Source organism: Aristaeella lactis, assembly GCF_018118585.1.
GTDB lineage: Bacteria > Bacillota > Clostridia > Christensenellales > Aristaeellaceae > Aristaeella > Aristaeella lactis.
Genome location: NZ_CP069421.1, coordinates 790,564 through 802,847 on the forward strand (window position 1 = coordinate 790,564; position 12,284 = coordinate 802,847).

Below are 12,284 nucleotides of genomic sequence, written 5' to 3' on the forward strand. Positions count from 1 at the left end.
TCCTGCGGGCAGAAACGATGAATTATTTCTTGGCTTTTTTCTTGGCGTTGACTTTATCTTTCAGAGCTTTACCTGCTTTGAAAGAGGGCGCCTTGGAAGCAGCGATCTTGATCTCAGCACCGGTCCGCGGATTACGGGCGGTACGGGCGGGACGCTTTTTCACGTCAAACGTTCCGAAACCGATAAGCTGAACTTTTTCACCCTTTGCCAGAGCGGTGTTGATTGTCTCAACGAAGGCGTTCAGAGCTTTTTCGGCATCTTTCTTGGAAAATGATGTTTTCTCGGCCAGCGCGTTGATCAGTTCACTTTTGTTCACGGGTAATCTCCTCCTTGTCTTTATGCAGGTTGCATAAAAGAATATAAATATGCCAAAGACCGGAATTATTCAATTTCGCCTTCAACATACTTTAAGTATACACATAGTTCTTCGAAAGTCAAGTGTTCCAAGGATTTTCCGTCCTGTAATAGCCTTGTTTCCGCCTTGCTGAGACAGCTTTTCAGATGATCCACTGTCTGATGCAGAATGACCTCACTGTCGAGCCCGGAACGATAGCATAATTCGCAGCATAGCAGCAGAAGGGAACCATATACAAGAGACGTCTCCGGCGTTTGCTGTCCGGAACAAATCCTGTTCAGCTGTTTCTTTATATCTGACACAATTTTGTCCGTAGGCCTGTGTGTTCCAACAATCCTATCAAGCTTTTTGAGCGTTTTCGATGCATATTTCAAAGAAGGAAGGGAAGTGGAAACATCTTCCAGGCTTGTCAGGACAGTATTATTTCCTGTTTCAGACTGTTTGATCTGCTCCCAGGTTTCAGATACAGCGGACGGATCCGCCAGTTCTGTATCGGCAAAAACATGGGGATGACGTCTGATCATTTTATTGCATACTGTCGAAATAATGTCATTCAGTGTGAATTCATCAAAGGCTTTGCCGATCGAGGCGTGGAAAACGATCTGGAAAAGAAGGTCACCGAGTTCTTCACACAGATGATCCTGATCATCCTGATCAATCGCTGCCACGCATTCCCAGGCCTCTTCAATCAGATATGTTTTCAGGGAATCGTGCGTCTGGATACGGTCCCAGGGACATCCGTGATCAGAACGCAGTGTTTCCATAATGCTTGCAAGGTCTTCCAGGTTGTGACGACTGCGGCTCAGACAATCAGAACCCGGTATAAGCAGTGCTGAACGGTGATCCAGACCCATCTGACGGTCCAGCTCGTAAAGCTTTACAGGAACAGGTGAGTAACTGTTGTGCCCGCTGAAGAGATAGACAGTGGATTCATCATCCAGCTTGTCTGAAAGGAAGATCTTAATCTGCCCGGCAAGGATCTCATTGTCGATTTCTGTGATCAGGAGAGAAATATTCGGGTTATAGAAATCTGAGAAGAGGAGGTCATACGCGGAAGAAATCTGAATGTTTGAATCGTTCAGAAGAACAACGGAAGAAGCCAGATACAGATCATGGAAACCGACAGAGGGAATGACAGAAATCTGAATACTGTCAGGTCTGTGCTGCAAAAGCCAGCGGACTGAACTGTCCGTATATGCATCAGCTACGGCATATACGACAACCGAATCTGCGGACAGCCGGATAAGCCTCTCAGCAATCATACTGTTAAGATGATCAAAGCTGTCAGCATCCTCATATAAAGCGTCAAGCGTTGTATAAGAAAGCCCGTTATCATTGAGCCATTTAGCAAAAGGGTGTTTTCCTGTACGAAGAACGACAGATGATGCGTCATGAAAAGCCTGCAGTGATTTCCCGTTCATCAGTTCGGGGTCACCTGAACCAAGTGAGACAATCATGATTCCTGAATGCATTTGTGCTCTCCCTTCCGCAAAATCAGGACAACCTACCGAAAAGTGAAAAATGAGATAAACCGACCGGGTAAATCAATATTTATGCCAGGCGGAACGGGTAAAGAGAATAAACAGAGGAAGCAGTTCCAGCCTGCCGAAAAGCATCAGGAATGAAGCGGTAAGCTTGGCATGAACAGTGAAACCCGCATAATTCTCAACCGGGCCTACTGCACCCAGACCCGGCCCGACATTGCTCACACAAGTCAGGGAAGCAGAAAGATTTGTTGTCAGATCATAACTGCTTCCCAATGACATAATAAACCCGCCTACCAGGATCAGCGCAATGTACATGAACGCAAACTGAGCAATCTGGGAAAGCATATGCTCATCCACAGATTTTCCGTCAATGCGGATAACATCCATCTTTTTAGGCTGTCCAGTGGCACGGACATTCCTGCGGGACAGTTTGCACAGGACGATGATTCTGATTACTTTGATGCCGCCTGCGGTTGAACCAGCGCAGGATCCGATCAGCATGGCAATGACAATAATGATATGAGAGGCCGCCGGCCACAGATTAAAGTCATAGGTAACAAATCCTGTGGTCGACATGATTGAACTGACCTGGAAAGATCCGTACCGCAGGGAGGTAAGGAAATCCCCGTTATAGTGACCCAGATTCAGGACGGTAATAAGCAGGATAAAACCAAAGGCAAAAATAAAATACCAGCGGAATTCCTCGTCATGGAAAAAAGCCTTAAACCTGTCACCAATCAGGAATTTGTAATACAGTGCGAAGTTCACGCCAAACATGAACATGAAAATGGTGATGGCTATTTCAATGGGAACACTGTTGTAATGCGCAATACTGTCCCCGTAACGGCTGAATCCGCCGGTGCCCGCGGTGGCCATGGTATGGACAGCGGAATCATAAGGAGACATGCCGCAGATCAGCAGCGTAACAAATTCAAACAGTGAAAGAAGAATGTAAATTTTATAAAGGATCTTGGCAGTGGCGCCTGTTTTGGGCACAAGTTTGCTCAGGGAAGGTCCGGGACTTTCGGCTTTTACCAGATGCGCTGTACGGCCCGTCAGCTTGGGCAGAAGAGCCAGTGTGAGAACAAGGACGCCCATACCGCCGATCCAGTGTGTTGTTGCGCGCCAGAAAACAATGCCTCGTTTGGCATGATCAAACGTTTCCTGCGTAAAAACACTTGCACCTGTCGTAGTCAGGCCGGAAACCGTTTCGAAAAACGCGTCTTCAAAACGCGGAAGCGTTTCTGAAAGTAATGAAGGGAACAGAACCGAAAATGCCAAGAAGAATCCAGCCGAGCGCTGTGATGATAAATCCTTCTTTCAGCCGCAGATGGGAATTCTGATCCTTTTTGGGAATAAAACACATGCCTGAACCGGCCAGAAGGTTGATGATGATGCTGTACAGAATGGCAGCGGCGTCTCCTTCTCCATATATCAGGGAAACGACAAGAGAAGGTGCCATGGCAGCAGCTTCAATCAGAAGCAGTGCACCCAGCATTCGGATAATCAGTTTCCGGTTCATTTGTAGAGCACCTCATTCAGATCGGAAATACCAGATTCAACGGAAATGATTACAACGTGGTCATTTTCCTCAATGTGGTCATTACCGAAAGGCACAATGATTTTTCCCTGATGAACAATAATCGAAACCAGGGATCCCTTTTTCATGGTCAGATCCTTTAACGGAATGCCTATATAGGAATCACCTTTGCGGGCAATGAATTCAATCGCTTCAGCCTTTCCGCCGACAAGACGGTAAAGTCTTTCAATTTTGGTACCGTTGCTGTTTTCCCTTGCTCTGACATAACGAAGAATGGTGGAACTGGTAATAAACTGCGGACTGATAACGGAATCGAGTCCCAGGTCGTTCAGGATTTCCTGATAAGCCATGCGGCTGTTTTTAGCGATGACTTTGGGAACTCCGCACCGGGAAGCGTGCATACCGCAGATCAGGTTTTCCTCATCCCTGTTGCTTAAGGAAACAAAAGCATCCATCTGTGAAAGACCCTGTTCCTCCAGAAGATCCTGGTCCGTACCATCTCCCTCGATCACGTCCACTTTGGGGAGCTGTTCACTCAGGGCACGCGCTTTGACAGGATCAATTTCAAAAAGAGTCACATGGATTCCCATGGGAACGATCAGCTTGCTGAGGTAATAGGAAATTCTGCCTCCGCCCAGCAGCATGACGCTGCGTACTTTATGTTTGTTTCTGCCAAGAAAACGAAAATACTCCGTAATCGTGATCATATCGCCCGACACGAAAACCTTGTCGCCGGGAAGAATGGTAAAATCACCGCCGGGAATTGTGACCGTATTATTCCTTTCAACCATGGCATACAGAATACGGGGCAGACGGGGAAGTTTTCCGGCCAGATCCCGCATCGGGATTCCAATGAAACAATCTTCTTCCTGGGCACGGAATTCCACCATTTCAACCAGGCCCTTGGCAAAAGATTCAATGCTTCCCGCGAAAGGATAACGAAGCAGGCGGCTTATTTCGAGCGCGGTTGCCCGTTCAGGGTTAATTGCCACATCGATACCAAGTTCATTCTGGAGCAGCATCTGGCTTTCGTTAAACTCAGGATCACGTATTCTGGCGATGGTATAGCCGGCACCCAGTCGTTTGGAGATCAGGCAGGCCAGCATGTTTGTTTCATCGCTTTCCGTTGAAGCAATCACAATATTGGCCTTATCGACTCCTGCCTCCAGCAGGATTTTAGCGTTGGCTCCGTTTCCGCGGATGCAGAGTGCATCCAGGGAACCGCTGCATCTTTCTATCACGTCATCATCCTTATCGATGATGATCACATCGTGTTCTTCTGCAATGAGGTGCTCCGCGAGGGTATAACCTACTTTGCCTGCACCGATCACAATGATTCTCATGACATTTCCTCCTCATAAAAATCATTTTATTTTATCATTTTTCAGAACACATGAAAAGTGGTTTCATGTTCTGTGGAAAATGACAAAGTCGGAAACAAAAACAGTGCAGACAAGTCTGCACTGTTTGGCGGAGAGTCAGGGATTTGAACCCTGGGTGAGGTATCACCCCACACACGATTTCCAGTCGTGCGCCTTAGACCACTCAGCCAACTCTCCGGGTCAGCGAATGCTCACATCGGTACATTATAGCGTCATTTCAGGTTTTGTCAAGGTCTCAGTTTACGAATCTCATCATCTGTCAGTTTGCGCCACATACCGGAAGGAAGATCGCCCAGGCTGACAGGGCCAAAACGTACCCTTTTCAGGCGGACAACCTGATGCCCGATGGCATCGATCATTTTACGAACCTGCCGGTTCCGGCCCTCATGGATTGTAATCAGCAGTTCTGTTGAAAAAGCGTCATGGCGGATCAGCCTGACTTCAGCGGGAGACGTCAGTTTTCCGTCTATCATAACGCCTTTGCGCAGAAGACGGATCTCATCTTCGGTAACAATATTGGAAACCCTGGTGAGATAGGATTTTTTGATTTCAAAACTGGGATGAAGAAGCTGATTCATTAAATCTCCATCGTTTGTAAGAAGAAGCAGGCCTTCACTGTCATAGTCCAGGCGGCCGACAGGAAAAAGCCTCACAGGATAATCCCTGAATCGATCCATGACAGTGGCCCGGCCTTCGGGATCGGATACAGTCGTCACTTCACCGACAGGCTTGTTGTAAGCGATATAATGCTTTTCCGTTTCAGGGGATACTGTAACTCCGTCTACCTGAACCGTATCAGCCTGCTCATCCACCTGTGTGCCGAGAATGTTCACCACTTCGCCGTTAACGGTAATACGGCCGTCCAGAATCATTTTTTCAGCGCTTCTCCGGGAAGCAACGCCGCAGGAAGCCAGATATTTCTGAAGACGCATGCAATTCTTCCTTTCATTCATCAAAGGGGACAATTTTCATGCAGGGGAACATGGGTATAATGCCTTTTCCCTGTTTTCATCTCTTCCATAGTCTGCCCAGAACCTATCAGTTTATATTTGTAGGTGGTCAGTCCCTCCAGACCCATAGGCCCTCTTGCGTGCAGCTTGCCGGTGGCAATGCCGACTTCGGCACCGAGACCATAGACAAAGCCATCGGCAAAACGGGTGGAAACATTCCAGTAAACGCCAGCGCTGTCAACAGTATTCATAAAAGCAGATGCGGCCGAAGCATTCTCCGAAACGATGCAATCGGTGTGATGTGAACCGAAACGGTTTATATGCGCAACGGCTTCCTCCAGAGAGGAAACGATTTTTACGGAAATAATATAATCAAGGTATTCTGTAGACCAGTCAGCATCAGTAGCCTGTACGCAGTCAATCAGTTTCCGCACTTCTTCGTCGCCGCGGATTTCAACATTTTTATTCCGAAGGGAACGGTATACTTCGGGAAGAAAGCGGGCCGCGATATCCCTGTGAACCAGAAGGGTTTCAGCGGCGTTACAGACAGAAACATACTGTGTTTTGCTGTCGGTAACGATTTTGCAGGCCATTTCAGGATCAGCGTCGCGATCCACATATACGTGACAGATTCCGTCAGAATGGCCAAGTACAGGGATACGGCTGTTATCCATAATATACCGGACAAAGCTGTTGCTTCCGCGGGGGATGATCAGGTCAATCAGCGTATCCTCCTTCAGCATTTGAGCGACATCCTCACGTGTTTCCAGAAGCTGGGCGGTATCGGGAGAGAAACCGTTTTCCTCCAGCGCGCTGCGAACAAGGCCGCAGAGAACCTGATTAGTATGGATCGCTTCACGTCCGCCTTTCAGCAGGACAGCATTTCCGCTTTTAATACACAGGGATGAAATCTGAATAAGCGCATCAGGACGGCTTTCAAAAATAACTCCGATTACACCGATAGGACAGGAAACACGATAAAGCTTAAGTCCTTCTGTTATTTCGGTTGCGGCCAAAGTGTTACTGATCGGATCCGGGAGATCCACAAGGGCATAAAGGCCCGAGATTACCTGGCTGAGCTTTTCCTCGCCAAAGGTCAGGCGATGCAGAAGCGGAGACGAAAGGTTCTCCGCTTCTGCGGCATCCCTGTCTGCCTGGTTTGCCGCAAAAATGCTGTCTTTATTTTCTGTAAGGAGGCGCGCGAGGGATTTCAGAACCGCGTTTCTTTTATCGGATTCAGATACGGAAATCTGATAAAATCCGTTTCTTGCGCTTGCCGCAATCTCATGAAGGTCTTTCAAATCAATCACTCCTTTTGCGAGATTATAACAGACAAACCGACGATTGAAAAGGGAATCTGTACGTGTTATACTTTTGCGGGGAGGATATGGAAATGCCGCATCAGCAGGGAATTAAAATGATCGCCCAGAACCGCAAAGCTTTTCATGACTATTTTGTTGAGGAGAAACTTGAATGCGGCATAGCGCTTTTCGGAACGGAAGTCAAAAGCATCCGGCAGGGCAGGATAAACCTGAAGGAAAGCTGGGCACAGATCCGAAAGGGAGAGATATGGGTTGAAGGAATGCATATCAGCCCGTATGAGCAGGGGAATATTTACAATCGCGATCCCCTGCGCCCCAGGAAGCTGCTGCTGCACCGCCGGGAGATCCGTAAGCTTGACAGCCAGGTTATGCGTCAGGGATTTACGCTGATTCCGCTTGAAGTCTATCTGAGCAACGGACGTGTGAAAGTGCAGCTTGGATTGTGCAAGGGCAAACAGCTGCATGACAAGCGAGACAGCATGGCCCGGAAAGACGCGCAGCGTGAAATTCAGCGCGCGCTGAAGGAAAGACAAAGATAATTGTTGTTGTCACCCTGTATTTACCCGGGGATGATCCGGTTTCGACGGGGGTAACAGAGGTAGGATAAGCGAGCCGCAGACCCTGTACTGCGTATCAACGGGGAAAAACAATAACTGACAATAGCAATTACGCTTTCGCGGCTTAATGCCGCGCGTCGGCCCTGACCGCCTGCAGATCAGGTTCCCGGCGTCATTAATGCAGGGAACGAGTTTCGCCTAAGCTTTGCAGCGGAATCCGTAATCATGAAGCTACTCTGAATAATGTTTTTCCGCGGACATCATCCAGGGGAAAATCAACCACGGAATGCGCTCGGAGAAAGTCCTTCTGAAGTACTTTCGGACAGGGGTTCAACTCCCCTCATCTCCACATCAGAATCCGGCTGTGAAAAGCCGGATTTTTTTGATAAAGAAAAGGCCTGAGACAACTCAGGCCTTTGTGGTGCGGTCGACGGGACTTGAACCCGTACCCGTTGCCGGACACGCCCCTCAAACGTGCGCGTATGCCGATTCCGCCACGACCGCGAACAAACATCGAAATTATAAAGCCGGGGATTCGCTTTGTCAAGAAGAAAGGAAAAACTTGCGGCGAAAAGAAGAAAGAAGTAATATGAAAAAGACAGAAAGGAGCATCGGGTATGACTGGAAAAAGGCTGCAGACAGGAGTTTTCCTGCTGATCGTGATGATGCTTCTTTGTGCTGTCCATCACAGCGCTTATTGTGATGAATCGTTCCAGGTCAGAAGGATCGGAAACATCCATCCATACGAGATGAATTCGTTTGAAGTTATTTCTGACCAGGAAGGCATACTGACCATCAGCATACATGACAATATCTGTGTATACAGGACCATCACACAAACAATCGGCAAAGGCAAAACCGTCATTGAATGGGACGGATGCGGATATAATAAAGAAAGACTGTATGAAAAAACATATACTGTTACTGCGGAACTGATCACCGAAAACGGTCAGGAACACACAATATCCTTTCAGTCGCCCATAGAGTATGCAGGACAATATATACAATATGTACTGCCGTCTTCTGAATGTATTTACCTTGATTCAGCTGATGAATGGTTTCTTGAATACAGGACTGTCAAAAACGGTACCGTTGTCATATCGCTGCAGTCTGAAGAGGATGAAAACCGCTCATATTTATACAGCCAGGCAGTAACAGGCGGAAAAATATACAGGAAAACATTCGACTCGGTCATAGGGAAGAAAGTACCGGAAACAGGTACATATTCTGTTTCCGTATACGAAAAATCCAGACCGGATGACATCAGACAATTCAGAATTGACATACAAAAGGAAAAACCTGCTCAACCGGTTGTTGCTGTTACGGGAGAGATCATGCCTGACAGGTCCTCGACGGCGGATGAGCTGTGGGAAATGATGATGAAACCGTCTGTCGTTGTTGATATCGATTTTTTTAAGCATCAGGATATATACAGCGAGCCGGACAGTAAAAGCAGATCACTCGGAACGGTTCACGGACAGACGCAGGGGCTGAAAGTGATCAGTATTGACGGCGACTGGGCACAGGTAGGAGCCTGGAATCATGAGGAAGCAGAATACGTTGAAGGCTGGGTTCCGCTGAAAAAACTGAAGGTGGAGTATCCCCAGGGTGAATATGCCATTCTGATCGATAAAAAAGCACAGACACTGACAGTGTTCCATCAGGGGAAACCGGTTGATACATTGCTTGTTTCCACGGGAAGAGCTGAAAAAAACAGCTTTTACCAGGAAACATCCGCGGGCTGCTTCCTGACAGGCTATCACAGGGTTAATTTTTCGACGAACGGAAAAAAATATGATTATGTCATTCAATATGACGGCGGCAACCTGCTTCATCAGACACCTTATGACTGGGGACAGCAGAAAAAGGACTTCACGCTGGGGAGGGCTTACCTTGGCGCAAAAGCTTCCCATGCATGTATCCGCATACAACCTGAACCCGGAGAAGGCGGACTGAATGCATACTGGATTTATTCCAACATTCCATACCATACGCGTGTGATGATACTGGATGATCCGGATGAGAGAAAGGCGGCAATCAATAAGCTGAAAAGAGGAAACGGGAAGCCGGATTATTCACTGATCCGCACCGATCAGGATGAATCGGTTACGGCAGATCAGGACACAGTCACAATCACTTTCGGCGGATCCTTTACTCCGGGCGGAAACCGCAAGGTGAATGCACGGAAAGACAGCTTTGCTTCGTATATAACAACGGAAGGATATGTTAAACCCTTTGACGGACTGATGCGGTATTTTGCATCGGATGATCTTACCTGCGTAAGCCTTGGCTGTTATATGGGAAATGCCGTTGAAGACAGGGAAGAGTGGAACAATATCAATTACGGACCAGGTGAAATCGGTGAATTGCTGAAAAATGCCTCCATAGACCTGGTTCAAATGACCGATGACAGGCTGTTTGCCAACGATGAAGCATTTTTGAAGGAGACCCAAAATGTGATCAGCGGCTGCGCCGGATCCATGGACCGGAACAGTCCGGAAACCATTACCATCAAAGGCCATCTGTTTGGGTTTGCGGGATGCAGTGAAAGCGAATATATTGCTGATCCTTCCGTTATTGATGAAAGGATCAGTATACTCAAAGAACAAAAATGTGAGAAAATTATTTTCCTGATAAGCCGGAAGGAAGATCAGGCCTTGTCTCATTCCATTGTGCAGGAGGCAATGGCACACAGATGTGTCAGGGCCGGTGCGGATCTGGTGATTGGAAACCAGCCTGTGCATGTACAGGGAATTGAGTATATTCAGGAGGTACCTGTGATATACAGCACAGGATGTCTGCTGGACGGGAGCACATCCTCCATATCCAAAGCAGCACATGGAATCCTGGTTCAGGCAGTTTTTGAATTTGATGAAAGGAATGCTGACAGTTTAAAGCTGAAGATTATTCCGATTATTCCGTCAGGGAATGTATCCGAGGGGAAAAACAATTATTGTCCGATTGAATGTCCGTCCGTATCATCTGAGCATAAAATCATGGAATCAATCTGGTATGATTCCACGAATGAAGCTATGGAGAAAACAGCATTCCATATCCTGAATCAGTAATAGATGTAATATACACATTCAAGACGGCCGTTATACAGGCGGCGTTTCCTGTCAGCCCTGCGGCCGAAGCTTCTTTCAAAAGCCGGATCTGAAGAAATCGCGCATAATTTCCATGTGGGATGTCGTTGCTTCAGGAGAAACAGGTCGTGATAAAGGGCTCGGCACTGTTTCTGATCGCTGAGCCTTTCTCCGTAGGGAGGATTACAGATAAAATATCCGTTTTCCTTATCAACGGAAAGATCCTGAAGAGCGATTTGTTCAAGGGGGATTATGCTTTCATTCAGTCCAGCCTGACGAATATGCCGGCGTGCCAGTTCAAGAGCCTCGGGATTGATATCCGATCCGCTGATGTTACGTACACGATCCGGTGCAGACCTGGAAAGTTCTTCCTCTCTGATTATCCTGAAATCGACGCCGGAGAAGCAGAGATAATCCTCCATCGCAAAATGCCTGTTTATTCCGGGAGCTCTTCCTTCAGCAAGCAGGGCGGCTTCTGTAAGAATCGTTCCTGTTCCGCAGCAGGGGTCATGCAGCGGTTGTCCGGGCTTCCAGCCGCTTAGCGAAACAAGAGCGGCAGCCAGCGTTTCACGAAGCGGGGCTTCTCCGTTCCATGTGCGGTATCCGCGGCGTGAAAGAGCATCGCCTGATACATTCAGCATAACGGCTGCTTCATCATTTCTGATTGAAATCTGGACAGACAGGGAAGGACCGGATTCAGGAAACACTTTCCGTCCGGTTTCTTTTTTGATTTTTTCAATGATTGACTTTTTGGAGATGGACTGGCAGTCTCTTGTGCTCATCAGGATACTTCTCGTGCACTTGCAGGAAATATCAATGGATTCATTACCGGAAAAGAAATACGGCCAGTTAACAGATCCTACCAGCTGGAAAAGATCCTCAAAACTTTTACAGATTCCGGATGCCAGAACAATGTATAAACGGTCGCTGTAATGCATACGAAGATTACACAGATACAGTTCCTCCGCTGTTGCGGAAAAACGGACACAGCCGTTGTCCGTGCGGACATCCTGAATACCGGACTGTTTTAGTTCCCTTGATACCAGGCCTTCAAGACCAAAGGCGGCGCTGGCCTGGCAGCTGTACAGCTTTTCCATAAAGCTCCCTCCCATACAGATTCAGTTTATCTCATATAAATCATGATGTAAAGAATATCGGAGGAATACACTCCGGGTCCCCGGCAGCATACCTGACATGCTTGATTTACAAGGGAATGTAACGTATAATATATTGAATATATATACGGGAGGGATGATTGATCAATGAAGCTAATCATTGCAATTGTTCAGGATGAAGATTCTTCAAAACTCCTGTCCGTATTAATGCAGCAGGGCTTTGGTGTTACCAAGCTTGCCACAACGGGAGGCTTCCTGAAAGCCGGGAATACCACACTGCTTCTCGGTGTTGATGATAACAGGACAGATGAGGCTGTCAGCACAATAGAGTCTGTATGCAAAAGCAGAAAGCAGATATCAGCTGCGCCTTCATCCATGGCAGGCGGTATATCCCATGGTGAATATTCTTCCTATCCGATTGAAGTAACAGTCGGAGGCGCCACGGTATTTGTCCTGACAGTTGATCAGTTTCTGAAAGTATAAATCAGGA

General features: G+C 47.4%; 11 protein-coding genes, 2 tRNA genes and 1 other RNA gene. 4 read left to right on the forward strand and 10 right to left on the reverse strand.

Going from position 1 to position 12,284, the window contains the following annotated elements:
- Positions 1 to 22: 22 nt before the first annotated feature.
- The 8 genes from hbs to JYE50_RS03735 form a co-directional block, all read right to left on the reverse strand.
- On the reverse strand, positions 23 to 316 hold the full coding sequence (hbs, locus tag JYE50_RS03700; RefSeq protein ID WP_084094540.1) for a non-specific DNA-binding protein Hbs: 294 nt from the start codon (positions 314 to 316) through the stop codon (positions 23 to 25).
- A gap of 65 nt (positions 317 to 381) precedes the next feature.
- Positions 382 to 1,827, reverse strand: coding sequence for a MazG family protein (locus JYE50_RS03705; RefSeq protein WP_084094541.1), 1,446 nt, complete (start codon positions 1,825 to 1,827; stop codon positions 382 to 384).
- Between the two features lie 72 nt (positions 1,828 to 1,899).
- On the reverse strand, positions 1,900 to 3,123 hold the full coding sequence (locus JYE50_RS03710; protein WP_084094542.1) for a TrkH family potassium uptake protein: 1,224 nt from the start codon (positions 3,121 to 3,123) through the stop codon (positions 1,900 to 1,902).
- Positions 3,068 to 3,364 carry a hypothetical protein gene (locus tag JYE50_RS03715; RefSeq protein ID WP_084094543.1) on the reverse strand — a complete coding sequence of 99 codons (297 nt, stop codon included), beginning with the start codon at positions 3,362 to 3,364 and terminating at the stop codon, positions 3,068 to 3,070. Before JYE50_RS03715 ends, JYE50_RS03710 begins: the two co-directional genes overlap by 56 nt.
- Positions 3,361 to 4,725 carry a Trk system potassium transporter TrkA gene (gene trkA, locus JYE50_RS03720; protein ID WP_084094544.1) on the reverse strand — a complete coding sequence of 455 codons (1,365 nt, stop codon included), beginning with the start codon at positions 4,723 to 4,725 and terminating at the stop codon, positions 3,361 to 3,363. Before trkA ends, JYE50_RS03715 begins: the two co-directional genes overlap by 4 nt.
- Positions 4,726 to 4,850: 125 nt before the next feature.
- Positions 4,851 to 4,941: transfer RNA gene (locus JYE50_RS03725), tRNA-Ser, on the reverse strand.
- 50 nt (positions 4,942 to 4,991) lie between these two features.
- Positions 4,992 to 5,696, reverse strand: a complete 705-nt coding sequence (locus JYE50_RS03730) for a pseudouridine synthase (RefSeq protein WP_143763492.1) — start codon at positions 5,694 to 5,696, stop codon at positions 4,992 to 4,994.
- A gap of 20 nt (positions 5,697 to 5,716) precedes the next feature.
- A complete protein-coding gene (locus JYE50_RS03735) occupies positions 5,717 to 7,015 on the reverse strand; it encodes a glutamate-5-semialdehyde dehydrogenase (RefSeq protein ID WP_084094546.1) in 1,299 nt (432 codons plus the stop codon).
- A 92-nt stretch (positions 7,016 to 7,107) separates the two neighbouring features.
- On the opposite strand from JYE50_RS03735, the gene smpB reads away from it, so the two are divergent.
- Together smpB and ssrA are read left to right on the forward strand one after the other, a co-directional pair.
- The gene (gene smpB, locus JYE50_RS03740; protein WP_084094547.1) at positions 7,108 to 7,575 is read left to right on the forward strand and encodes an SsrA-binding protein SmpB; all 468 of its coding nucleotides are present in this window, start codon (positions 7,108 to 7,110) and stop codon (positions 7,573 to 7,575) included.
- Positions 7,576 to 7,601: 26 nt separating this feature from the next.
- Positions 7,602 to 7,945, forward strand: a transfer-messenger RNA (tmRNA) gene (gene ssrA / locus JYE50_RS03745).
- 67 nt (positions 7,946 to 8,012) lie between these two features.
- Here the strand turns inward: ssrA and JYE50_RS03750 are convergent.
- Positions 8,013 to 8,097: transfer RNA gene (locus JYE50_RS03750), tRNA-Leu, on the reverse strand.
- 830 nt (positions 8,098 to 8,927) lie between these two features.
- Between JYE50_RS03750 and JYE50_RS03755 the strand changes: the two genes are divergently transcribed.
- Positions 8,928 to 10,661: a CapA family protein gene (locus tag JYE50_RS03755; protein WP_179138195.1), complete on the forward strand. Its 1,734-nt coding sequence runs from the start codon at positions 8,928 to 8,930 to the stop codon at positions 10,659 to 10,661.
- Here the strand turns inward: JYE50_RS03755 and JYE50_RS03760 are convergent.
- Complete coding sequence (locus tag JYE50_RS03760; protein WP_179138196.1) at positions 10,655 to 11,776, reverse strand: THUMP domain-containing class I SAM-dependent RNA methyltransferase; 1,122 nt, start codon at positions 11,774 to 11,776, stop codon at positions 10,655 to 10,657. The two genes, JYE50_RS03755 and JYE50_RS03760, sit on opposite strands and share 7 nt — an antisense overlap.
- A gap of 165 nt (positions 11,777 to 11,941) precedes the next feature.
- Between JYE50_RS03760 and JYE50_RS03765 the strand changes: the two genes are divergently transcribed.
- Positions 11,942 to 12,277, forward strand: a complete 336-nt coding sequence (locus JYE50_RS03765; RefSeq protein WP_084094550.1) for a cyclic-di-AMP receptor — start codon at positions 11,942 to 11,944, stop codon at positions 12,275 to 12,277.
- Positions 12,278 to 12,284: the final 7 nt, after the last annotated feature.